Annotated in this window: 21 protein-coding genes; 19 read left to right on the top strand and 2 right to left on the bottom strand. The window is 71.0% G+C overall.

Annotation, left to right across the window (positions count from 1 at the left end; genetic code table 11):
- Positions 1 to 71 precede the first annotated feature (71 nt).
- From hrcA to era, 7 genes are read left to right on the top strand one after another with little or no spacing between them, the layout of a single operon-like run.
- The gene (gene hrcA / locus MKD51_RS08325) at positions 72 to 1,085 is read left to right on the top strand and encodes a heat-inducible transcriptional repressor HrcA (RefSeq protein WP_240239858.1); all 1,014 of its coding nucleotides are present in this window, start codon (positions 72 to 74) and stop codon (positions 1,083 to 1,085) included.
- Complete coding sequence (gene dnaJ, locus MKD51_RS08330) at positions 1,086 to 2,174, top strand: molecular chaperone DnaJ (RefSeq protein ID WP_240239859.1); 1,089 nt, start codon at positions 1,086 to 1,088, stop codon at positions 2,172 to 2,174.
- Positions 2,175 to 2,218: 44 nt separating this feature from the next.
- Positions 2,219 to 2,563: a histidine triad nucleotide-binding protein gene (locus tag MKD51_RS08335; RefSeq protein ID WP_240239860.1), complete on the top strand. Its 345-nt coding sequence runs from the start codon at positions 2,219 to 2,221 to the stop codon at positions 2,561 to 2,563.
- Positions 2,564 to 2,597: 34 nt separating this feature from the next.
- Entirely contained in the window at positions 2,598 to 3,563 is a 966-nt protein-coding gene (locus tag MKD51_RS08340; protein WP_240240888.1) for a PhoH family protein, read from the top strand.
- Positions 3,563 to 4,036 carry an rRNA maturation RNase YbeY gene (ybeY, locus tag MKD51_RS08345; RefSeq protein WP_240239861.1) on the top strand — a complete coding sequence of 158 codons (474 nt, stop codon included), beginning with the start codon at positions 3,563 to 3,565 and terminating at the stop codon, positions 4,034 to 4,036. The genes MKD51_RS08340 and ybeY overlap by 1 nt, the downstream gene beginning before the upstream one ends.
- Complete coding sequence (locus MKD51_RS08350; protein ID WP_240239862.1) at positions 4,036 to 5,319, top strand: hemolysin family protein; 1,284 nt, start codon at positions 4,036 to 4,038, stop codon at positions 5,317 to 5,319. Before ybeY ends, MKD51_RS08350 begins: the two co-directional genes overlap by 1 nt.
- Positions 5,316 to 6,275, top strand: coding sequence for a GTPase Era (gene era / locus MKD51_RS08355; protein ID WP_240239863.1), 960 nt, complete (start codon positions 5,316 to 5,318; stop codon positions 6,273 to 6,275). The genes MKD51_RS08350 and era overlap by 4 nt, the downstream gene beginning before the upstream one ends.
- A gap of 59 nt (positions 6,276 to 6,334) precedes the next feature.
- Here the strand turns inward: era and MKD51_RS08360 are convergent, their stop codons facing one another.
- Positions 6,335 to 7,264: a CPBP family intramembrane glutamic endopeptidase gene (locus MKD51_RS08360; RefSeq protein ID WP_240239864.1), complete on the bottom strand. Its 930-nt coding sequence runs from the start codon at positions 7,262 to 7,264 to the stop codon at positions 6,335 to 6,337.
- 179 nt (positions 7,265 to 7,443) lie between these two features.
- Between MKD51_RS08360 and MKD51_RS08365 the strand changes: the two genes are divergently transcribed.
- The 8 genes from MKD51_RS08365 (at position 7,444) to MKD51_RS08400 (ending at position 15,827) form a co-directional block, all read left to right on the top strand.
- Positions 7,444 to 8,658 (top strand): histidine kinase, encoded by a 1,215-nt coding sequence (locus MKD51_RS08365; protein ID WP_240239865.1) that lies wholly within the window; start codon positions 7,444 to 7,446, stop codon positions 8,656 to 8,658.
- A gap of 10 nt (positions 8,659 to 8,668) precedes the next feature.
- Entirely contained in the window at positions 8,669 to 9,319 is a 651-nt protein-coding gene (locus MKD51_RS08370; RefSeq protein ID WP_346986702.1) for a response regulator transcription factor, read from the top strand.
- 2 nt (positions 9,320 to 9,321) lie between these two features.
- Complete coding sequence (locus MKD51_RS08375) at positions 9,322 to 10,083, top strand: alpha/beta hydrolase (RefSeq protein ID WP_240240891.1); 762 nt, start codon at positions 9,322 to 9,324, stop codon at positions 10,081 to 10,083.
- Between the two features lie 57 nt (positions 10,084 to 10,140).
- On the top strand, positions 10,141 to 10,869 hold the full coding sequence (locus MKD51_RS08380) for an ABC transporter ATP-binding protein (protein WP_240239866.1): 729 nt from the start codon (positions 10,141 to 10,143) through the stop codon (positions 10,867 to 10,869).
- Positions 10,866 to 12,305, top strand: a complete 1,440-nt coding sequence (locus MKD51_RS08385; RefSeq protein ID WP_240239867.1) for an FtsX-like permease family protein — start codon at positions 10,866 to 10,868, stop codon at positions 12,303 to 12,305. Before MKD51_RS08380 ends, MKD51_RS08385 begins: the two co-directional genes overlap by 4 nt.
- 217 nt (positions 12,306 to 12,522) lie before the next feature.
- Positions 12,523 to 14,286 carry a 2-isopropylmalate synthase gene (gene leuA / locus MKD51_RS08390; protein WP_240239868.1) on the top strand — a complete coding sequence of 588 codons (1,764 nt, stop codon included), beginning with the start codon at positions 12,523 to 12,525 and terminating at the stop codon, positions 14,284 to 14,286.
- Positions 14,287 to 14,304: 18 nt separating this feature from the next.
- Positions 14,305 to 15,036 carry a DNA repair protein RecO gene (recO, locus tag MKD51_RS08395; protein WP_240239869.1) on the top strand — a complete coding sequence of 244 codons (732 nt, stop codon included), beginning with the start codon at positions 14,305 to 14,307 and terminating at the stop codon, positions 15,034 to 15,036.
- Positions 15,033 to 15,827 (top strand): isoprenyl transferase, encoded by a 795-nt coding sequence (locus tag MKD51_RS08400; protein ID WP_240239870.1) that lies wholly within the window; start codon positions 15,033 to 15,035, stop codon positions 15,825 to 15,827. Before recO ends, MKD51_RS08400 begins: the two co-directional genes overlap by 4 nt.
- A 121-nt stretch (positions 15,828 to 15,948) precedes the next feature.
- Here MKD51_RS08400 and MKD51_RS08405 read toward each other — a convergent pair whose 3' ends face one another.
- Positions 15,949 to 16,560 (bottom strand): hypothetical protein, encoded by a 612-nt coding sequence (locus MKD51_RS08405; RefSeq protein ID WP_240239871.1) that lies wholly within the window; start codon positions 16,558 to 16,560, stop codon positions 15,949 to 15,951.
- A gap of 183 nt (positions 16,561 to 16,743) precedes the next feature.
- Between MKD51_RS08405 and MKD51_RS08410 the strand changes: the two genes are divergently transcribed.
- Genes MKD51_RS08410 through dnaG form a run of 4 tightly spaced genes read left to right on the top strand, consistent with a single transcriptional unit; the run spans position 16,744 to position 22,367 of the window.
- Complete coding sequence (locus tag MKD51_RS08410; protein ID WP_240239872.1) at positions 16,744 to 18,123, top strand: glycine--tRNA ligase; 1,380 nt, start codon at positions 16,744 to 16,746, stop codon at positions 18,121 to 18,123.
- On the top strand, positions 18,120 to 19,274 hold the full coding sequence (dusB, locus tag MKD51_RS08415) for a tRNA dihydrouridine synthase DusB (protein ID WP_240239873.1): 1,155 nt from the start codon (positions 18,120 to 18,122) through the stop codon (positions 19,272 to 19,274). The genes MKD51_RS08410 and dusB overlap by 4 nt, the downstream gene beginning before the upstream one ends.
- Entirely contained in the window at positions 19,264 to 20,505 is a 1,242-nt protein-coding gene (locus tag MKD51_RS08420) for a deoxyguanosinetriphosphate triphosphohydrolase (RefSeq protein WP_240239874.1), read from the top strand. The genes dusB and MKD51_RS08420 overlap by 11 nt, the downstream gene beginning before the upstream one ends.
- Positions 20,506 to 20,516: 11 nt before the next feature.
- Positions 20,517 to 22,367: a DNA primase gene (gene dnaG / locus MKD51_RS08425; RefSeq protein WP_240239875.1), complete on the top strand. Its 1,851-nt coding sequence runs from the start codon at positions 20,517 to 20,519 to the stop codon at positions 22,365 to 22,367.
- Positions 22,368 to 22,376 lie beyond the last annotated feature (9 nt).

The following is a 22,376-nucleotide window of genomic DNA, read 5'->3' on the forward strand; positions in this document are numbered from 1 at the left end:
GGATTGGCAGTCAGCAGTGGAGAGTGCCAGGGCGCGGGGTGAGCCCTGGCCCGCAGCGGAGAGGAGCACGGATGGTCTCGGATCGTGGCCTCGACGTGCTCCGCGCGATCGTGCAGGACTACGTCGCGCTCCGCGAGCCCGTCGGCTCCAAGTCGATCGTCGAGCGCCATGCGTTCGGCGTCTCAGCCGCGACCATCCGCAACGACATGGCGCTGCTGGAGGAGGAGGAGCTCATCGCGGCTCCCCACACGTCCTCTGGGCGCGTGCCGACCGACAAGGGCTACCGTGTCTTCGTCGACCGGCTGCAGCGCATGCAGCCGCTCACGCATGTGCAGCGCATCGCGATCACGCGCTTCCTCGACGAGTCCCTCGATCGCGAGGACGTGCTCGATCGCACCGCGCGGCTGCTCTCGCAGCTCACGAACCAGGTGGCGCTCGTGCAGGTGCCGATCCGCCGCCATGCGCTCGTGCGTCGCGTCGAGCTCATTGCCGTCGTCGAGCACCGACTGCTGGCGGTGCTGATCCTCGACACGGGCAGGGTCGAGCAGCGCGTCGTCGACGCGCAGCAGCGCATCGATCCCGAGCAGGCGACCGCCCTCGGGCGGGCGTTCACCGAGACCATCGCCGAGCTCGCGCCCGCAGAGGCCATCCTGCGCCTCACGGCTGTCACCGCATCCGCCCCCACCGTGCTCCGGGCGGCGACCGGTGCGGTCGCGCACGCGCTGAGCGAGATGCTGCAAGTGGGCGGCGGCAACCGCATCGTGATGGCCGGCGCCTCGCACCTCGTGCGCGAGGAGCGAGACTTCCAGGGCACGGTGACACCCGTGCTGGACGCCATCGAGGAGCAGGTGACGCTGCTGCGGCTCTTCGACGAGATGGGTGTCGAGAGCGAGGTCGCCACCCGTATCGGGCGCGAGCTCACCGGGCCGCTCGGCGAGACCGCTGTGGTGGCCTCGACCTACAGCACGGGTGGCTCTGAGGGCCACATCGGGGTGCTGGGCCCGACCAGGATGGACTACGCAGGAAACATGGCCGCGGTGCGCGCAGTGGCGCGCTACCTCACGCGGCTGCTGAGTGAGGACTGAGTGACAGACCATTACGAGACCCTCGGCGTCGCGCGCGACGCCGGTCAGGACGAGATCAAGAAGGCCTACCGCAGGTTGGCCCGCCAGCTGCACCCGGACGTCAACCCGGGCGACGACGCGGCGGAGAGCTTCAAGGACGTCACGCACGCGTACGACGTGCTCGGCGACCCGCAGTCGCGTGCCGAGTACGACCGCGGCCCGACCACAGGGGCGAGCTCGTTCGGCTTCGGCGACATCTTCGAGCAGTTCTTCGGCGGCGGCGGCCGATCGAGCGGTCCGCGCTCGCGCAGGCAGCCCGGGCAGGACAGCCTGCTGCGCGTCGACCTCGACCTGGCCGACGTGGTCTTCGGCGTGCACCGCGAGCTGCGCGTGCAGACCGCCGTGCTGTGCGAGACGTGCTCCGGCGCTGCGACCGCGCCGGGCACGAGCCCCGAGCGCTGCACGCAGTGCGGCGGCTCCGGCCACGTGCAGCGGCAGGTCCGCTCGCTGCTCGGCAACGTCGTCACCAGCCAGCCGTGCACGGTCTGCCAGGGCTACGGCTCCGTCATCCCGCAGCCGTGCCAGACCTGCGCCGGCCACGGCCGCGTGCGCGCGGAGCGCACCATTCCCGTCGACATTCCCGCGGGCGTCGACACGGGTCTGCGCATCCAGCTGCCGGGTCAGGGCGAGGTGGGCGAGGGCGGTGGCCCCGCCGGCACGCTCTACCTCGAGGTCAACGTGCGTCATCACGACATCTTCAGCCGCGACGGCGACGACCTGCTCGGCACCGTCGAGGTGTCGATGCCGGATGCGGCGCTCGGCACGCGCGCGACGGTGGAGGGCATCGACGGTCCCGTCGAGGTCGAGGTGCGCGCCGGCACGCAGTCGGGTGACGTCATCACCGTCGGCGACCGCGGCGTCACGCGCCTGCGCGGCCCCGGCCGCGGCGACCTCAAGCTCGGCGTGCAGGTGCTGACGCCGACGAAGACCGACCGCCGCACCGAGGAGCTGCTGCGCGAGCTGCGCGAGCGCACGAAGGCGCCAGGGCCGCAGCTGGCGCAGTTCAAGCAGGGCCTCTTCGCCAAGATGCGTGACCGCTTCCACCTCTGATGCCCCACTGCTCCCGGCTCGAAGCGCGAAGGTAGGCTGGCCGCATGGCTGAGACCACACTGTTCGAGAAGATCGTCGCGCGCGAGATCCCTGCGGAGATCGTGCTCGAGAACGATCGCATCATCGCGTTCACCGACATCCATCCGCAGGCGCCGATGCACGTGCTGGTGGTGCCGAAGACGGCCAGCTACCGCGACGTCGTCGAGCTGGCCGCCGGCGATCCCGAGCTGCTCGCAGAGATGGTGCAGGCGGCACAGGCGATCGCGCGAGAGCGCGCCGAGGGCGACTTCCGCCTCGTGTTCAACACCGGCGAGCTCGCCGGACAGACCGTGTTCCACGCGCACGCCCACGTGCTCGCGGGAACGCTTGGAGAGGGTTCGCTTGCCTGACGAAACGCAGTCGATCGAGATCGACGGCATCGAGATGGTGCGGCTGCTGGGGCCGCAGGACAGACTGCTCACGCGCCTCGAGCATGAGCATCCGGCCGTGCAGGTGGCGGTGCGGGGCAACCTGGTGACGCTCACCGGGCCCGAGGAAGAGGTCGAGGTCGCGACGCGGCTCGTGCAGGAGCTCGTCGACCTCGTGCGGCAGGGCACCGATCTCACCGGCACCGAGGTGGGCGAGGGATCGCGCATCCTGCGGCAGGACTCCTCGCGCAGCCTCGCCGACGCGATCGGGGAGGTCATCCTGACCTCCAAGGGCAAGTCGATCCGCGCGAAGACGGAGGGGCAGCGCTCCTACGTCGAGGCCATCGATGAGCACACGATCGTGTTCGGCATCGGCCCCGCGGGCACCGGCAAGACCTACCTGGCGATGGCCAAGGCTGTGCAGGCGCTGCACCGCAAGGAGGTCAGCCGCATCATCCTGACGCGCCCCGCGGTCGAGGCAGGCGAGCGGCTGGGCTTCCTGCCCGGCACCCTCACCGACAAGATCGACCCCTACCTGCGGCCGCTCTTCGACGCGCTCAACGAGATGATGGATCCCGAGCTGCTGCCGAAGCTGCTCGCCACCGGCGTCGTCGAGGTCGCCCCGCTCGCCTACATGCGAGGGCGCACGCTCAACGACTCCTTCATCGTGCTCGACGAGGCGCAGAACACCAGTCCCGAGCAGATGAAGATGTTCCTCACCCGCCTCGGCTTCGGCTCGAAGATGGTCGTGACGGGCGATGCCACGCAGGTCGACCTGCCGGCCGGCACCTCGGGGCTGCAGGTCGCGAAGCAGGTGCTCGGGCGCATCGACGACATCCACTTCGCGACCCTGACGAGCGCAGACGTGGTGCGGCACACGCTCGTGGGGGAGATCGTCGACGCCTACACCGAGCACGACCAGCGGCAGATGGCGCGCGACGCGCGCAAGACGCAGCACCACAACCGCGGAAGGCGCAGCTGATGTCGATCGACCTGCTCAACGAGTCTGGCGCGACGATCGACGAGGCGCAGCTGCTGCGACTCGTGACCTTCGACCTGCAGCAGCTCTTCGTGCATCCCGACGCCGAGGTGTCGATCGCCCTCGTCGACGTCCCCGCGATGGAGCAGCTGCACGTGCAGTGGATGGACGAGCCCGGCCCCACCGATGTGCTCTCCTTTCCCATGGATGAGCTGCGCCCCGGCTCATCCGACCGGATCGCGCCCCCCGGTCTGCTGGGCGACATCGTGCTGTGCCCCGACGTCGCGCTCGAGCAGGCGAAGGAGGCCGGCCACAGCCTGATGGCCGAGCTGCGGCTGCTGACCACCCACGGTCTGCTGCACCTGCTCGGCTTCGACCACGCGGAGCCGGCCGAGCGCGAAGAGATGTTCGCGCTGCAGGACAAGCTGCTTGCCGCGTTCGCGCAGCACGACAGCGCGCCCGGCCAGGCGGGCTGATGTTCGAGACCGTCCTCTTCATCGTCGCGGCGCTGCTGGTCGCCTTCGGTGCCTGGCTCGCCGCGTGCGACGCCGCGCTCGGCGTGGTCTCGCGCGCAGAGCTGCAGGAGGCCGCGAAGCAGTCGCGCCGCGGCCGCGCGATGCTCGCGATCGCCGACGACCTGCGCAGCCACATCATGACGCTGCAGTTCGGCCGCATCATGTGCGAGACGATCGCCGCCGTGCTCATCACGCTCGCCGTCGACTCCCTCGTCGTCGAGTGGTGGATCACGCTGCTGGTCGCCGGTGGCGCGATGATCGTCATCTCGTTCGTGCTGGTCGGCTCCAGCCCCCGCGCGGTCGGCCGCGCCCACGCCGTCGACCTGCTCCGCGCATCCGCCGGCTTCATCCGCTTCTGGCGCGTGCTGACCGGGCCGATCGCCTCGCTCGTCGTGACCGTCGGCGACAAGGTGACGCCCGGCCGCCAGCGCGAGACGGCCTTCGCGACCGAGGCGCAGCTGCTGTCGATGGTCGACGCCGCGACCGAGAGCGACGTGCTCGAGGACGACGACCGCGAGCTCATCCACTCGATCTTCGAGTTCAACGAGACCCTCGTGCGCGAGGTCATGGTGCCGCGCCCCGACATGATCGTCGTCGAGCGCGACACCTCGGCGAAGGATGCGCTGCGGCAGTTCCTCGACAACGGCCTCTCGCGCATGCCGGTGGTGGGGGAGTCGACCGACGAGATCGAGGGCATGCTCTACCTGCGCGATGTCGTGCGCAGCCGCACCTGGCGACCCGACTCGGTCGAGACCGCAGTCGATCTGGCGCGTCCGGCCATCCTGGTGCCGGAGTCGAAGAAGGCCGACGACACGCTCGCGCTCATGCAGGCAGAGCGGATGCACGTGGCCATGGTCGTCGACGAGTACGGCGGCATCGCGGGGCTCGTGACGCTCGAGGATCTCGTGGAGGAGCTCGTCGGCGAGATCCACGACGAGCACGACAGGGGCACGGCAGCGGCAGTGGATGCGGGAGATGGCGTCTGGCACGTCTCCGCCCGTCTGCAGATCGACGAGCTCGGCGACCTCTTCGGGCTCAACCTCGACGACGAGGACGTCGACACCGTCGGCGGGCTCGTGCAGAAGGCGCTGGGACGCATCGCGGAGGTCGGCGACGTGGTCGAGACGGATGGGCTGCGCATCGAGGTGCGGTCGATCGACGGCCGCGGCCGCAGCGCGGGAGAGATGGCGGTGCGGCGCGCGGCCTCGCCCCAGCAGCGCACAGCAGCCGAGGGGGCAGCATGACGCACGACGATCAGCACCAGGACCAGCAGCCCGAGCAGGTGGACACCGGGCGAGAGGCGCAGCGCCGCGCCGGCCACCGCAGCGGCTTCGTCACCTTCGTCGGGCGCCCCAACGCGGGCAAGTCGACGCTCATGAACGCGCTGGTGGGCGAGAAGATCGCCATCACCTCGTCGAAGCCGCAGACCACCAGGCACGCCATCCGCGGCGTGGTCCATCGTGACGACGCGCAGCTCGTGATCGTCGACACCCCCGGCATGCACAAGCCCCGCACGCTGCTGGGTCAGCGGCTCAACTCGGTCGTCAAGGCCACCCTCGGCGACGTCGACGTGATCTGCCTGTGCATCCCCGCCGACGAGGCGATCGGCACCGGCGACCGCTACATCGACCAGCAGCTCGAGGGCTTTCCGCGCGCGAAGAAGATCGCGATCGTGACGAAGACCGACCTCGGCTCCAAGCAGGCCGTCGCCGCTCAGCTGCTCGCGGTCTCCGAGCTTCGCGAGTGGGATGCCATCGTGCCGCTGTCATCGGTGAAGGGCACCCAGCTCGACGTGCTCGTCGACCAGCTGATCGCGCTGCTGCCGGTGGGACCGCCGCTCTACGAGGCCGAGACGACCACCGAGGAGCCGGTCATGGTGCGCATCGCCGAGCTCGTGCGCGAGGCCGCGCTCGAGGGCGTGCGCGACGAGCTGCCGCACTCGATCATGGTGACGATCGACGACATCGTGCCGCGCGAGGGCCGCGACCTCACCGACGTCTACGCCAACCTCTGGGTCGAGCGCGACAGCCAGAAGGGCATCATCATCGGCAAGGGCGGCTCGCGGCTGCGGCAGGTGGGGGCGGATGCGCGGGCCGAGATCGAGCGCGTCCTCGGCACGCAGGTGCACCTCGACCTGCGTGTGAAGGTCGCGAAGGAGTGGCAGGGCGACCCGAAGCAGCTGGGTCGCTTCGGCTTCTAGCGTCGCAGGTCGAGGAGCGCGCGGCCCTCAAGGCCGCACGCGTCACGAGACCCGACCCCTCAGGTCACTGCCGTGCGCGCAGGGCCTGTCTTCCGAGTCATCCACCAGACGATCGCGGTGATGACGACGAGCCCGGCGCTCGGCACGAGGCTCGCGATCGAGCCGGCGATCTCACCGCGGCTGCTGAGCGCACCCCCGAGGTCCAGGTGCAGGGTGGTGCCGAGCACGAGGCTCGCCACGTTGTAGACGGCGTGGAGGGCGATGGCGACCTCGAGCCCACCGGTGCGCCAGGTGATGATCGCCATCGACGAGAACAGCACCAGATACGACGTGAGCAGGTAGGGGTCGAGCGTGCCGTGGAAGAGCGAGAACACGACAGTCGTGACGACGATGCCGAGGAGTGCGCCGGAGCGCGTGCCGCGCGTCCAGCCGCCGACGACGCGGAACATGAGGCCGCGCAGGCCGTACTCCTCGCCTGCTGCCGCGAGCGGCGTGAGGATCATCCCGATGACGAAGAAGGCGACGAGGTCGGCAGTGGTCCACGGGATAGCTTCGCCGGGGACGAGGTAGCCGATGGCGACGACGGTGAGCAGCAGCGGGCCGAAGAAGAGCAGCCCGCGGGCGAACACACCGAACCGGAAGTGCCCCGCGACGGAGTGCAGGGAGCCTGCGGGTGCGCCGTAGAGCACGCGCTGCAGCAGCATGCTGTAGGGGATGAGCGCGGCGAGTGAGAGCGCGCCGGCCGCGTGCTGCAACGGCGTGAAGCCCGTGCGGCCGAGCAGCTGCGAGTCGATGACCGCTGCACCGAGCAGGAACAGCTGCGCGAAGCCGATGAGGCCGGCGAACAGCAGCACGATCGCGAGGATGCCGCGCAGGACGCGGCGCTTCTCGCCCGCGTAGGCGCGGTGGTACTCGACGCCGGGCGGGATGCTGGTCGGGGTGCTCGGTGCTACTGCGCGAAGCGGATTGTCTTGCTGGAGCGCCGTCACTGGGTGGTCCTCTCGTTCGATCGGTGGGCGCCGAGGAGCAGCTAGCACACTGTGTTAGTTGGCTCGCGTCACGCTAGCACAGCGTGCTAGTGATGCGTGTGGCGATGCGCGCTCCGCCCAGCGGATGATTCATCCGCGCGAGACCGGCCCCGCGCGCGGGTGCGCCGTAGCCTGAAGGCATGTCTGTTCCAGCGACCCAGGAAGCCGAGCCGTCCGCCGACGGCCGGCCGAAGCATCCCTGGATCGACCGCGAGGCGCTGCGAGCCGACGGCATCCTGGCGGCGGTCACGATCGGCCTGCTGGCGATCCCGACGCTGCTGCTCATGATCGTCATGGTCGACGGCGCGCAGTGGGCGGTGTCGATTCCGGTCGCGATCGCGGTCGCGGGCGCGATCCTGCTGCGACGCACCCTGCCCGTCGTGGCCCTCGCAGTCCTGACGCTGCTCGCCGCCGGCCACGTGGCCCTGCACCTGTGGATGTACCCGGTCTGGTTCGGCGTGCTCGTCGTGCTGTACTCCGTGGGCCGATTCAGCCGCTGGCCCGGCAGGCTCATCGGCTTCGGTCTGGCGCTCATCGCGTCGCTGCTGGCCGCCTACTGGTTCGCGATCGAGACGTCGTTCGACGGCCTGCAGACGGGCGTCGGCATCCTGAGCGCGATGTCGCTGCTGTGGATCCCGCCCATGCTGCTCTTCAGCGTCGCGATCCTCACCGGCTGGGGCGTCGCCGCCGTCGCGCGCAGCACCGCGGCCACCGAGGTCGCGCAGGTCTCGCTGCGGCGCGCCGACCAGGAAGAGGAGCGCGCGGCGTTGGCCCGCGACATGCACGACGTCGTCGCGCACTCGCTCGCTGTCGTCATCGCGCAGGCCAATGGTGCCCGATACACGGCAGACCCGGTCGCGAAGGATGCCTCGCTCGAGTCGATCGCCGGCACCGCCAAGGAGGCGCTCGGCGACGTGCGCATGCTGCTCGCGCAGCTGCGGCACAGCGAGGCACCCGACCCGGTCGCGTCGATGACCGGCGTCGACGCGCTCATCGGTCGGATGCGCGAGGCAGGCCTCGACGTGCGGCTCGAGCGAGCGGGGGTGCCGGTGGCGCTGCCCCGCACGGCCGACATCGCCGCGTACCGGATCCTGCAGGAGGCGCTCACCAACGCGCTTCGGCACGGTGATCGATCGCAGCCCGTGCACGTGCGGCTGCGCGGCATCAGCCTCCAGGGCGGTGTGGGTGGCATCGTGGTCGACGTGCACAACCGCGTCCTCACAGTCCCCGGCACCCCCGGCCACGGCGTGCGCGGCATGCACGAGCGCGCCAGGCTCGCGGGCGGCGACGCCTGGACGGGCATCGAGGACGGCTGGTTCCGCGTGCGCGCATCGTTCCCAGTCGGTGTTGCATGAGGAGGCTCACGTGATCCGGGTGCTGATCGTCGACGACCAGGCGCTCTTTCGCGGCGGCATCCGGATGCTGGTGGAGTCGCAGGCAGACATGACGTGCGTCGGCGAGGCCGCCGATGGCGCGCAGGCGGTGCGGCTCGCCGAGGAGCAGCAGCCCGATGTCGTGCTCATGGACGTGCGGATGCCCGTGCTCGACGGCATCTCCGCGACCGCGCGCATCGTCGCCTCCCGCCCGCAGAGCCGGGTCGTGGTGCTCACGACCTTCGACCTCGACGAGGCGGCCGCCCGTGCGATCCGCGCCGGCGCATCCGGGTTCATCCTCAAGGACGCAGAGCCCGAGCTCGTGCTCGCCTCGATCCGCACCGTGCACGCCGGCAACGAGGTGATCGCTGCGAGCGCGACGCGCGAGCTGTTCAAGGCCTTCGGCACGCAGCGCCGCACGGCGCCGAGCGCGTTCGCAGCGCTCACCGAGCGCGAGCGGCAGATCTTCGGACTGGCGGCGAAGGGGCTCTCGAACACCGAGATCGCCCGCAGCGAGTTCGTCTCGGAGGCGACCGTGAAGACGCACATCTCGCGCATCCTCACGAAGCTGGGCCTGCGCGACCGCGTGCAGCTGGTCGTCTTCGCCTACGAGCACGGCCTGACGGGCGAGCAGCCCGGGTGAGCATGGAGGTGCGCGAGTCGGGGTTGGCGGATGCGCCGCCCGTGCTCCTGCTGCACGGCGGCGGTGTCGCCGGCTGGATGTGGCGCCCGACGCTCGCCGCCCTGCGCACCCCGGTGCGGGCCATCGTGCCGGACCTGCCCGGGCACGGTGCCAGCGCATCCGACGACTACCGGTCCCACGGCGAGACGGTCACGGAGCTCGAGCGGCTCCTCGAGCAGCGCGCTCCCGCGGGCGCGACCGTCGTCGGGTTCTCGCTCGGGGCGCAGCTCGCGGTGCTGCTGGCGGCCCGGCGGCCCGAGCTGGTCGCCGATGTCGTGGTGGTGAGCGCGCAGGCGAAGAGCATCGCGATGCCGCAGCTCACGCTCGCGATGCTGGCCGCCGCCGCACCCTTGGCCAAGTGGCGGCGGTTCGCGAGGCTGCAGGCGAAGGAGCTCTTCGTACCGGCGGCGCTCATGCCCGAGTACCTGGCAGACAGCGCGCGCATCACGAAGGCGACGCTGCTGGCGAGCGTGGGGGAGAACCTGCGGTTCACCGTGCCACCCGGATGGGCACGGTCGGGGGATGCGGGCCCCACGAGCCTCGTCGTGGTCGGCAGCCGCGAGCGGGCGCTCATGCGCGACTCCGCGCGGGTCCTGCACGAGAGCAGACCGGGCAGCGGGCTGCGGATCGTGGAGGGCGTCGGGCACGGGCTGCCGCTGCAGCGGCCCGACGACCTGGCGCGCCTGATCGATCAGCGCCTGGCACGCACTCATCCCAGCGGATGACGCCGGCTCCGACCACCGCCTGACGCGCGCGCCGCCGCGCATCCGTTGACTGGATGCATGCACAGCAACGCACTCATCCTCCGCGACGTCTCCAAGCGCTACGGCACCGGTGGCGCCACCGTCGCGGCCCTCGACGGCATCGACCTCGAGATCGCACCCGGCACCCTGACCGCCGTCATGGGGCCCTCCGGCTCCGGCAAGTCGACCCTGCTGCACCTCGCCGCAGGGCTCGACGCCCCGACCTCCGGCGACGTCGTGATCGGCGGCACCTCGGTCGTCGGGCTCGACGACGATGCGCTCACGGCGCTGCGCCGCGAGCAGGTCGGCGTGGTCTTCCAGTCGTTCAACCTGGTGCCGAGCCTCACCGCGCTCGAGAACGTCGAGCTGCCCGCGTTGCTCGCCGGGCGCGCACCGGATCGCGAGCGCATCGCGGCGCTGCTCGACGACCTGGGCGTCGCGGGTCTCGAGGCGCGCAGACCGCACGAGCTCTCCGGCGGCCAGCAGCAGCGCTTCGCGATCGCACGCGCCCTCGCGCAGCGGCCCGCCGTCGTGCTGGCAGACGAGCCCACCGGCGCACTCGACACTGCCACCTCGATCGAGGTGCAGGAGATCCTCGTGCGGCAGGCTGCGGCAGGCCAGGCGATCGTGGTCGTGACCCACGACCCTGCGGTCGCGGCTCGCGCCGAGCGCATCGTGCTGCTGCGCGACGGGCGCATCGACGGCGACCTGCCGGCGGCCGATGCCGCGTCGATCGCCCAGCGGATGCTGCAGGCGGCCGCCCGATGAGCACGGTCACGCTCAGCGCACCGGCAGCCGCCGGCACGAGGCAGCGCGCCGACGGCGCATCGCGCACCGGCCAGGGGCTCGCCTTCGCCGTCTCGTTGCTCGCCGCGGCCTTCGGCACGGCGCTGGCGACGCTCATGGAGCACGCCGCTCGCGCGCTCTACGGCGAGGAGATGATCGCCGGCAGCCCCACCGCACGCATCATGCTCGCGATCGCCGGAGTGCTGCTCATCGGCGTCTCGGTCGTGGTCGGCGCCATCGTCGCCCGCCAGGCGTTCACCGGAGCGGTCGAGGACCTGCGAGGCGAGATCGCGCTCCGGCGGCTGCTGGGCGCCTCATCGCGCGGCGAGCGACGCCGCGTGCTGCGCGGATTCGTGCTCGTCGGCATCGTCGGCGCCGTCGCAGGCTGGCTCGCTGGGGTGCTCGTCGCGCTTCCCGTCAGCGCCCTCATCAGCTCGCTGGGGGAGGGCTTCGAGCTGCAGGCGATGCCCATCGTCGAGCCGTGGGCGATCGTGCCAGCGCTCGCCGTCGCGGCAGCCGCCGTGCTCTCGGCGTCGCTCGCGACCCGCGATGTGCTCGCGGTCTCGCCGCTCGAGGCCCTCCGCGGCGCCGACGTCGACGTCGAGACGACGGCTCCCCGCCGCCGCACCGGTGGGATCGTCACGCTCGGCATCGGTGCCGCCCTCCTGGCCGCGTCGGTCGCGCTCTCGATCCTCTCGCCGCTCGCGGTGCTCGTCGGCTTCGCCGGTGGCGTCGTCAGCGTCGCGGGCATCATCGCGCTCGCACCCGCCATCGTGCCGCCGCTCGTCGTGATCGCCTCGCGGGCATTCGGTCGGGGCGTGCCGGCCCGTGCCGCCGCGGGCACCCTGGCGACGCATCCGGGCCGCACCTCGGCCCTCGTGCTCTCGCTCTTCGCCGGCGCCGCGGTCGTGACGATGATGATCACCGCCGGCTCGTCGCTGACGACCGCCGTCGTCACCATGGAGCGGAGCCCCGAGTTCCAGCAGGAGCTGCGTTCGGTCTACGAGGGCGTGACGACCGTGATCACCGCGATCGTCGGGTTCTCCGCCGTGCTCGCGGTGCTCGGCTTCGTCGCCGCGATGCTGCTGTCGGTGCGGCGCCGCACGCGCGAGATCGGCCTGCTGCGCATGCTCGGGCTGCGCCGCGGCCAGACCCGCACCATGCTGCTCGCGGAGGCCGGCGCCATCATGGTGGTCGCCGTGCTGACGGGCTTCGGGATGGGCGTGCTCTACGGCTGGATCGGCACGCAGTCGATGGTCGCGTCGGTCGCCGGTGTCGTCTCCACCGCGCCCGTGATCCCCTGGGGGCTGCCGGTCGCGCTGGTCGTCGGAGGCCTGCTGGTCGCCCTCGCGGCCAGCCTTCCCGCGGGCGTGCGCGCCGCATCCGTGCCCCCGTTGGCGGCGATCGCGGGCGACTGAGCTCGCTGATTCCGAGGCCCGAGGACGGGCCTCGGCGCTGGGGTCGCGGCGGAGGTCCGAAAGGACCTCCGCCCTCAGCTCCACCGCGCGGGTGTAGTGTCGTCGGCATGCAGATCGTGCTGCTCCTTCGTCGCCGCGGCGAGGCCTGAACCCCGGGCTTCCTCGTCGCGGAGGCTGTCCTGCCCGGACTTCAGGAGCAAGCGACAGGAGCACAACGATGAAGAACACGCAGCAGCCGAGCGGCATGCCGGCCCACCGCTACACCCCGTACCACGAGCAGATCGCGGTCGATCTGCCCGATCGCACCTGGCCCTCGAAGCGCATCGAGCGCGCACCCCGCTGGTGCGCCGTCGACCTGCGCGACGGCAACCAGGCGCTGATCGATCCGATGACGCCCGATCGCAAGCTGGCGATGTTCCAGCTGCTGGTGCAGATGGGCTACAAGGAGATCGAGGTCGGCTTCCCCTCCGCGAGCCAGACCGACTTCGACTTCGTGCGCAAGCTGATCGACGAGCACCTCATCCCCGACGACGTCACCATCCAGGTGCTGACGCAGTGCCGCGACCACCTCATCCGCCGCACCTTCGAGTCGATCGACGGCGCCTCGCAGGCGATCGTGCACATCTACAACTCGACCAGCGTGCTGCAGCGCGACGTGGTGTTCCGCTCCGACCGCGAGGGCGTCAAGCAGATCGCCGTCGACGGCGCGAAGCTGTGCCTCGAGCTCGAGGGCATGCTGACCGACACCAAGGTCTTCTACGAGTACAGCCCGGAGTCGTACACGGGCACCGAGCTCGACTACGCGCTCGAGGTCTGCAACGCGATCATCGAGACGTTCGACGCGCGCCCCGAGCGCCCGGTCATCATCAACCTGCCGGCGACCGTCGAGATGGCCACGCCCAACATCTACGCCGACTCGATCGAGTGGATGCACCGCAACCTCGCGCGCCGGGAGTCGGTCATCCTCTCGCTGCACCCGCACAACGACCGCGGCACGGGCATCGCGGCCGCAGAGCTCGGCTACCTCGCCGGGGCCGACCGCATCGAGGGCTGCCTGTTCGGCAACGGCGAGCGCACCGGCAACGTCGACCTCGTCGCGCTGGGCCTCAACATGCTGACCCAGGGCATCGATCCCGAGATCGACTTCTCCGACCTCGACCACGTGCGCCGCGTCGCAGAGCACTGCAACCAGCTGCGCGTGCACGAGCGCAGCCCGTGGGCTGGCGACCTCGTCTACACCGCCTTCTCCGGCTCGCACCAGGACGCCATCAAGAAGGGCTTCGAGCGGATGGCCGTGGACGCCGCCGCCGCAGGCAAGAGCGTCGACGAGATGACCTGGGCGGTGCCCTACCTGCCGATCGACCCGAAGGACGTCGGCCGCAGCTACGAGGCCGTCATCCGCGTCAACTCGCAGTCGGGCAAGGGCGGCGTCGCCTACCTGCTGCAGTCGGACCACGGGCTCGACCTGCCGCGCAGGCTGCAGATCGAGTTCTCGAACACGGTGCAGTCGCGCACCGACAGCGAGGGCGGCGAGGTCTCGAGCGACGAGATCTGGCAGATCTTCGGCGACGAGTACCTGCCCTCCGAGCCGCACAACAACGCGGTGCAGTGGGGCCGCTTCGAGCTCGTCGGCTTCTCGACCACCTCGTCGAACGAGGGCGAGGCGCGGCTCAGCGCTCGGCTGCGCGACGGCGAGTTCGTGCGCGAGGTCGAGGCGGCGGGCAACGGCCCGATCGACGCGATGCTGACGATGCTGCGCGCCGAGGGCGTGCAGGTGACGCTCACCGACTACGTCGAGCACACCATGAGCGCAGGCTCCGATGCGACGGCCGCGTGCTACATCGAGCTCGATGTCGACGGCGCGACCGTCTGGGGCGTCGGCCTCGACCCGAGCTCGACGACCGCCTCGCTCGAGGCGATCATCTCCGGCGTCAACCGGGGCCTGCGCATCCACGACCACAGGGCACTCCCGGTCGGCTGACGGTGCCGACCTACCGAGATGCCGACCTACCGTGACGAGGGCGTGGTCCTCCGCACCCACTCGCTGGGCGAGGCCGACCGCATCGTCACGCTGCTGACGCGCGAGCACGGCAAGGTGCGCGCCGTCGCCCGCGGCGTGCGGCGCACCTCGTCTCGGTTCGGCGGTCGCCTCGAGCCGTTCATGGTCGCCGACCTGCAGCTCGCGGTGGGCCGCAGCCTCGACATCGTCACGCAGGCGGTGACGCTGGGCTCCTACGCGCCGGTGATCGTGGCCGACTATCGGGCCTACACGGCGGCGAGCGCGATGGTCGAGGCCGCAGACCGGCTCACCGACGAGGACGCCTCCCGCCAGCAGTACCTGCTGCTGGTGGGGGCGCTCCGCAGCCTCGCGCGCTCCGAGCACGACCCCTCGCTCACCCTCGACTCCTATCTGCTGCGCGCGCTCTCGATCGCCGGCTGGGCGCCCTCGTTCGGCGACTGCGCCGTCACGGGCGAGCCCGGTCCGCACCGCGCCTTCGTGCCGCAGCTCGGCGGCATGGTCGCCGAGCAGTCGGCACCGCCGGGGGCGATGCGCATCGACGAGCCGACCCTCGACCTGCTCGGGGCGCTCCTGACGGGCGACTGGCCGGCCGCCGAGGCGACGCACGAGGGTGTGCGCAAACGCGCATCCGGTGCCGTCGCGGCCTATGTGCAGTGGCACCTCGAGCGCGGCCTGCGCAGCCTCCAGCACGTCGATCGGGGGCCTCAGTGAGCGACGATCGCGGCGGCGAGATCGAGCGGAAGCCGATCGACTGGACGGGCGAGCATCCGCCCGCCTACGAGCGCGGCACATTGCCGAAGCACGTCGCCATCATCATGGATGGCAACGGCCGCTGGGCGAACCAGCGCGGCCTGACGCGCACCCAGGGCCACGCCGCAGGTGAGGCTGTGCTGCTCGACGTCGTCGCCGGCGCGCTGCAGGTCGGCATCCAGCACCTGTCGGTCTACGCGTTCTCCACCGAGAACTGGAAGCGCAGTCCCGACGAGGTGCGCTACCTGATGGGCTTCAACAAGGATGTGCTGCGCCGCCGCCGCGATCAGCTCGACGCCTGGGGCGTGCGCGTGCGCTGGGCGGGCAGGCGTCCGCGCCTGTGGCCGAGCGTCATCCGCGAGCTCGAGGAGGCCGAGCGCCGCACGGCAGCCAACAGCACCATGACGCTGCAGATGTGCGTCAACTATGGCGGCACGATGGAGATCTCGGATGCGGTGCGCTCGATCGCCGCGGACGTCGCGTCCGGACGCCTCAAGCCCTCCGGCATCACCGACAAGCTCGTGCGCAGCCGCATGTACAACCCCGACGTGCCGGATGTCGACCTGTTCATCCGCTCCTCCGGCGAGCAGCGGATCTCGAACTTCCTGACCTATCAGGGCGCCTACGCCGAGATGGTCTTCCTCGACCGGCTGTGGCCCGACTTCACCAGGAACGACCTCTGGCACGCGCTCGACCTCTACACGGGCCGCGACCGCCGCTTCGGCGGCGCGGTCGACACCCCGACGCCGTAGGTCGAACCCCCGCTCGTAGGTCGAGGAGGCCGCGGCCGCAGGCCGCTGCCGTCACGAGGCCGGATGCGTCGGCGTGCGCCCGGTCTCGTGACGCGTGCGGCTGCGCCGCGCGCTCCTCGACCTACGAGGCGGGCGCCGCCAACCGCTTCCGCCACGGGTGGTCGTCGGCGAGCCGGTCGGCCAGCCATGCGCGCGCCTCGTCGTCGAGCGCAGGCAGCACCTCGTCGAGCCACGCGACGTCGGCGTGCTCGGCGGCTGCGTAGGCCAGCACGATCTGCGGCTTGGCGTAGCGGATGCCCGCCTGCTCGGTGAGAGCGTCGGAGAGCGGCATCGTCACGGCGGTGTCGCGCCGGAAGCGCCACGTCTCGCCGTCGCTGGGGTCGAGCAGCACCTCGTACTCCCACAGCGCGTAGGCGCTGCTGCGCAGCCAGATGCTGGAGGTGCCGATCGGCAGCACGTCGGAGTCGTGGGGGAGCAGGGGCTTCAGGGCGCCCTGGAAGGCGCACCACAGCTGCCACCGGCTGCCGAGCCAGCCGCGCAGCAGGCTGAGCTCGCTGCGCGGGATGACGATGTCTATGTCGCTGTGCGGCCGTGCGTGCTCCAGCGCGACGTCCACGGCCCATCCGCCACCGATCCACCAGGCTCCGGAGTAGCCCTCGAGCAGCTCAGCCGCGTCGGCCGGCCAGCGCTCGGCCCAGGCACCGTAGAGCTCTCGCTGCTCCTCGCTCTGCATCTGCCCTCCTCGCCGAAGATCTGTGGCGCGCACGCCCAAGGCAGGAGCCTAGCCCAGCGTCCTATGCCGGAGCACTCCACGGATGCGGGGCCGGGGGCCACGAGCACAGCCCAGGCTCGGTAGAATCGAAGTTCACGTGCCGCACCCCAGCCAGGGGCGCACGGCCGATCGCAAGGAGCTCCCGTGGTCCAGAACCGTCTCGATGCCGTCATCAACCTCGCGAAGCGCCGCGGCTTCGTGTTCCAGGCGGGCGAGATCTATGGCGGTTCCCGTTCCGCATGGGACTACGGCCCCCTCGGTGTGGCGCTGAAGGAGAACATCAAGCGCCAGTGGTGGAAGACCTTCGTGGAGGGCCGCGACGACATGGTCGGCCTCGACTCGGCGATCATCCTGCCCACCCCTGTGTGGCACGCATCCGGTCACGTCGCGACGTTCACCGACCCGCTGGTCGAGTGCCTGCAGTGCCACAAGCGCCACCGCCAGGATCACCTGGAGGAGGCCTACGAGGCCAAGAAGGGCCGCGCCGCCGCCTCGATGGAGGACATCACCTGCCCCGATTGCGGCACCACGGGCAAGTGGACGGAGCCGCAGCTCTTCTCGGGCCTGATGAAGACCAACCTCGGCCCGGTCGACAGCGATGCCGGCCTGCACTACCTGCGCCCGGAGACGGCGCAGGGCATCTTCACCAACTTCCTCAACGTCGTGACCGTCTCGCGCAAGAAGCCGCCGTTCGGCATCGGCCAGGTCGGCAAGGCGTTCCGCAACGAGATCACGCCCGGCAACTTCATCTTCCGCACGCGCGAGTTCGAGCAGATGGAGATCGAGTTCTTCACCCGCCCGGAAGAGGCGCCCGAGTGGTTCGACAGGTGGGTCGAGGCGTGCTGGGCATGGTTCCTCGACCTGGGCATCGACGAGGGCAACATGCGCCGCTTCGACGTGCCCGAGGACGAGCGCGCGCACTACTCGGCCGGCACGATCGACTTCGAGTACCGCTTCGGCTTCCAGGGCTCCGAGTGGGGCGAGCTCATGGGCGTCGCGAACCGCACCGACTTCGACCTCTCGGCGCACTCGAAGGGGTCCGGCAAGGATCTCGTCTACTTCGACCAGGCATCCGGCGAGAAGTACACGCCCTACGTGATCGAGCCGTCCTTCGGTCTCACGCGCAGCATGATGGCGTTCTTGGTCGACGCCTACGACGAGGAGGAGGTGCCGAACGCGAAGGGCGGCACCGACACCCGCACCGTGCTGCACCTCGACGCGCGCCTCGCGCCAGTCAAGGTCGCGGTGCTCCCGCTCAGCCGCAACGAGCAGCTCTCGCCGCTCGCACGCGGCATCGCCGACCGCCTCCGCAAGCACTGGGCGATCGACTTCGACGACGCGGGCGCGATCGGCCGCCGCTACCGTCGGCAGGATGAGGTGGGCACGCCCTATTGCGTCACGGTCGACTTCGAGTCCCTCGAGGACGGCGCCGTGACGGTGCGCGAGCGCGACTCGATGCAGCAGACGCGCGTGCAGGTCGACGCGCTCGAGGCGCACCTGGCGCAGGGGCTGCTCGGAGCGTGACCGTGGGGACGAGCACGACACCGGCGCTGTCGATCGGGCCGATCGCCCTCGACACGCCTGTCGTGCTCGCGCCCATGGCAGGCATCACGAACACGGCGTTCCGCCGGCTGTGCCGCGAGTACGGCGCCGGCCTCTACGTCAGCGAGATGATCACCACCCGCGCGCTCGTCGAGCGCACGCCGGAGACGATGCGGCTCATCAGCCACCACCCGTCCGAGGCGCTGCGCTCGGTGCAGCTCTACGGCGTCGACCCCAAGACGGTCGAGCAGGCGGTGGCGATCCTCGTCGACGAGGATCGCGCCGACCACATCGACCTCAACTTCGGCTGCCCGGTGCCGAAGGTCACGCGACGAGGCGGCGGCTCGGCGCTGCCCTGGAAGCGCGACCTGTTCGCCGCGATCGTGCAGCGAGCGGTGCAGCGCGCTGGCGACATCCCCGTCACCGTCAAGATGCGCAAGGGCATCGACGACGAGCACCTCACCTACCTCGACGCCGGACGCATCGCAGAGGATGCCGGGGTCGCGGCGGTCGCGCTGCACGGCCGCACCGCCGCGCAGCACTACTCCGGCACCGCCGATTGGGACGCGATCGCGAAGCTCAAGGAGCACGTGACGTCGATCCCGGTGCTCGGCAACGGCGACATCTGGCAGGCGGAGGATGCGCTGCGCATGATGGAGCAGACCGGCGTCGATGGCGTCGTGGTCGGCCGCGGCTGCCTGGGTCGGCCGTGGCTGTTCGGCGACCTCGCCGCCGCATTCGCGGGCAGCGACGCGCGGCACCGGCCGAACCTGGGACAGGTGGCGGATGCGTTCCGTCGGCACGCCGAGCTGCTGGTCGAGTTCTTCGACGAGGAGGATCGCGCCTGCCGCGACATCCGCAAGCACGTCGCCTGGTACTTCAAGGGCTACCCGATCGGCGGTGACGCACGCCGCGCGCTCGCGGCCGTCGAGTCGCTCGCGCAGCTCGACGAGCTGCTGGGTGCGCTCGACCATGCCTCGCCCTATGACGCAGCGGGCGTCGAGGGCCAGCGCGGTCGTGCCGGCAGCCCGCGCAAGCCCGCACTGCCCGACGGCTGGCTCGACAGCCCAGAGCTCAGCCCCGCCCAGCGCGAGGCGCTGATCGAGGACGAGAGCGATACCCGTGGAGGCTGACGCGCGCGGCTACGGCGAGCACGACACCGAGCGCCGGCTGCCGGAGGTGCACCGCTCGGCGCGCACCGACTTCGCCCGCGATCGCGCACGGCTGCTGCACTCGAGCGCCTTCCGTCGGCTCGGCCAGAAGACCCAGGTGCTCTCGCCGACGCTCGGCTTCGACGACTCCCGCACCCGCCTGACGCACTCGCTCGAGGTCGCGCAGATCGGCCGCGAGATCGCCGTCGAGCTCGGCCTCGACCCCGATGTCGTCGACACCGCGTGCCTCGCCCACGACATCGGGCATCCGCCCTTCGGTCACAACGGCGAGAAGGGCCTCAACGAGTGGGCGCTCACGATCGGCGGCTTCGAGGGCAACGCCCAGACGCTGCGCGTCATCACCCGGCTCGAGCCCAAGGTCATCCGCGAGCAGCCGTACGGCCTCAACCTGACGCGTGCGAGCGTCGACGCGGCCTGCAAGTACCCCTGGCCCTCCGCATCCGACGTCCATGATGCATCCGGCCGGGTCAAGTTCGGCTTCTACGCCGCCGACCGCGAGGCCTTCGAGTGGATGCGCGAGGGCGCCCCGGAGGGCAGGCCCAGCATCGAGGCGCAGACGATGGATCTCGCCGACGACATCGCCTACTCGGTGCACGACTTCGAGGATGCCGTGGTGGGCGGCTACGTGGATGTCGCGAAGCTGCAGAGCCGCGTCGGCCACGACGAGCTGGTCTCGATGATGCTCACCTGGGTCGGCCCCGAGTTCACGCGCGACGACCTGCTGGCCGCCTTCGATCGGCTCGACGACCTCGAGACCTGGCTGCGCTCCTTCGACGGCTCGCGCGCCGACCACGCGCGGCTCAAGAACCTCACGTCGAAGCTCATCGGCCGGTTCGCGAACGCCGCGGTGCAGCGCACGCGCGAGGGGCACGACGGGCCGCTCGTGCGCTTCGGCGGCACGGTGCAGGTGCCACGCGAGGTGCGCGCCGAGATCGCGGTGCTGAAGGGCACGGCGGCGAGCTTCATCCTTGCCGAGCGGCGTCAGCCGATCTACGCAAGCCAACGCCGAGTGCTGCAGGAGCTGGCCGACGCGCTGCTGCGCATCGGCCCTGCGGCGCTCGACCGCGCCTACGCCGACGACTGGGCGACTGCCGCCGACGAGGCCGCCCAGGCGCGCGTCGTGGTCGACCAGGTCGCGAGCCTCACCGACCGCGGCGCGTTCGCGTGGCACGAGCGCTTCGTCGGGGACTGAGGGGGCTTTCGATGGCGGGGCGGATCCTACGGAGCGACATCGATGAGCTGCGCGCGCGCATCTCGATCGTCGACGTCGTCGGCGAGCACGTCACGCTGAAGTCGGCGGGCGTCGGCAGCATGAAGGGGCTCTGCCCCTTCCACGACGAGCGCACGCCGTCGTTCCACGTGCGCCCGGCCGTGGGGCGCTACCACTGCTTCGGCTGCGGGGAGGATGGCGACGCCTTCCAGTTCGTCATGGCGATGAACCACACCTCGTTCAGCGAGACGGTCGAGCGCTTCGCAGGGCAGCTGGGCTACACGCTGCACTACGAGGACGGCAAGCCGCAGGAGGAGACGAGCGGTCGGCTGCGGCTGCTCGAGGCGAGCCGGGCTGCGGAGGCGTACTTCCAGGCGCAGCTGCTCACGCCGGCTGCAGCGCTGGGTCAGCAGTTCCTGGGGGAGCGCGGCTTCGACCTCGCCGCAGCGCAGCGATTCGGCGTGGGCTTCGCGCCCGCCTCCTTCGACGCGCTGAAGAAGCACCTGCGAGGCAAGGGATTCACCGAGGCGGAGCAGCTCGGCGCCGGCCTGCTGAGCGAAGGGCAGCGGGGCAGCTACGACCGCTTCCGCGGCCGGCTGATCTGGCCGATCCGCGATGTCGCGGGGGCGACGGTCGGCTTCGGCGCCCGTCGGCTCTCGGACGACGACAAGGGCCCGAAGTACCTGAACTCCCCGGAGACGCCGATCTTCCGCAAGAGCCAGGTGCTCTACGGGCTCGACCTTGCCAAGCGCGACATCGCGAAGGGGCACGAAGCCGTCGTGGTGGAGGGCTACACGGATGTGATGGCGTGCCACCTCGCGGGCGTCACGACCGCGGTCGCCACGTGTGGCACGGCGTTCGGCGTCGATCACATCAAGGTGCTGCGCCGCGTGCTCGGCGACGCGCAGGACACCATCGCATTCTCGCGGAATCGGGTGATCTTCACCTTCGATCCTGACAGCGCCGGCCAGGCCGCAGCGGCGAAGACCTTCATCGAAGATCAGCGCTTCGGCGCCCAGACCTTCGTCGCTGTGCCACCGGAGGGACTGGATCCCTGTGATCTGAGGCTCGAGCGCGGCGACGACGCAGTCCGCAAGCTCGTGCAGCAGCGCCGCCCGCTGTTCGAGTTCATGCTGCGGCGCATCGTCGCCGAGCACGACCTCGAGACGGTCGAGGGTCGCGTCGCGGCCATGCGTCGCGCGGCGCCCGTGCTGCAGTCCATCCGCGACCGCGCGCTCGGCGACGGCTACGCCCGCACCGTCGCAGGGTGGCTGGGCGTCCAGCCGGATGAGGTGCGCCAGGCCGTCCGCCAGGCCGGGCCGCGCCCGACGCCGACCTCCGACGGCGCCGCGGGCGAGCATCCGCCCGCCGACGTCGCGCTGCGGCAGCTCGAGCGCGACCCCGCATCGCGCATGGAGCGCGACGCGATCGCCGCGCTGCTGCAGCAGCCGGCGGTGCTCGGCAAGGACCTCGCTGCCCGCGGCGCCTCCGCCTACGTCGCGAACCCCTCGCTCGCGGTCGTGCGCGACGGTGTGCTCGCCTCGCTCGACGCCATCGAGGCCTCCGACTTCTCGGAGCGCGTCGCCGAGACGGTGCCCGCCGAGATCGTGGCGCTCGTGCGCACCCTGGCGATGGCGCCGATCCCGCAGTCGACGGCGGAGGGCGTCAAGGGCTACGTGCGCGGCATCGTCTCATCACTGGTCGACCGCGACATCCTGCGCCGCAAGGCCGAGCTGCTCGGCAGCCTGCAGCGGCTGGGCCCCACCGACCCGGAGGCCGCGAAGCGGCTGCAGGAGCAGCTGGTCGAGCTCGAGCGCGAGCGGCGGTCGCTGCGCTCGGAGTGAGTGCCGCTG

This window comes from Agrococcus sp. ARC_14 (assembly GCF_022436485.1).
Lineage (GTDB): Bacteria > Actinomycetota > Actinomycetes > Actinomycetales > Microbacteriaceae > Agrococcus.

What these genes read in the sequence shown, in the direction of transcription:
- dnaG (WP_240239875.1), top strand. Translation starts at nt 20,517, where the DNA reads ATGGCGGGGCGGATCCTACGGAGCGACATCGATGAGCTGCGCGCGCGC.
- ybeY (WP_240239861.1), top strand. Translation starts at nt 3,563, where the DNA reads ATGTCGATCGACCTGCTCAACGAGTCTGGCGCGACGATCGACGAGGCG.
- recO (WP_240239869.1), top strand. Translation starts at nt 14,305, where the DNA reads ATGCCGACCTACCGTGACGAGGGCGTGGTCCTCCGCACCCACTCGCTG.
- MKD51_RS08375 (WP_240240891.1), top strand. Translation starts at nt 9,322, where the DNA reads ATGGAGGTGCGCGAGTCGGGGTTGGCGGATGCGCCGCCCGTGCTCCTG.
- leuA (WP_240239868.1), top strand. Translation starts at nt 12,523, where the DNA reads ATGAAGAACACGCAGCAGCCGAGCGGCATGCCGGCCCACCGCTACACC.
- MKD51_RS08385 (WP_240239867.1), top strand. Translation starts at nt 10,866, where the DNA reads ATGAGCACGGTCACGCTCAGCGCACCGGCAGCCGCCGGCACGAGGCAG.
- MKD51_RS08350 (WP_240239862.1), top strand. Translation starts at nt 4,036, where the DNA reads ATGTTCGAGACCGTCCTCTTCATCGTCGCGGCGCTGCTGGTCGCCTTC.
- MKD51_RS08340 (WP_240240888.1), top strand. Translation starts at nt 2,598, where the DNA reads ATGGTGCGGCTGCTGGGGCCGCAGGACAGACTGCTCACGCGCCTCGAG.
- MKD51_RS08405 (WP_240239871.1), bottom strand. Translation starts at nt 16,560, where the DNA reads ATGCAGAGCGAGGAGCAGCGAGAGCTCTACGGTGCCTGGGCCGAGCGC.
- MKD51_RS08380 (WP_240239866.1), top strand. Translation starts at nt 10,141, where the DNA reads ATGCACAGCAACGCACTCATCCTCCGCGACGTCTCCAAGCGCTACGGC.
- hrcA (WP_240239858.1), top strand. Translation starts at nt 72, where the DNA reads ATGGTCTCGGATCGTGGCCTCGACGTGCTCCGCGCGATCGTGCAGGAC.
- era (WP_240239863.1), top strand. Translation starts at nt 5,316, where the DNA reads ATGACGCACGACGATCAGCACCAGGACCAGCAGCCCGAGCAGGTGGAC.
- MKD51_RS08365 (WP_240239865.1), top strand. Translation starts at nt 7,444, where the DNA reads ATGTCTGTTCCAGCGACCCAGGAAGCCGAGCCGTCCGCCGACGGCCGG.
- MKD51_RS08335 (WP_240239860.1), top strand. Translation starts at nt 2,219, where the DNA reads ATGGCTGAGACCACACTGTTCGAGAAGATCGTCGCGCGCGAGATCCCT.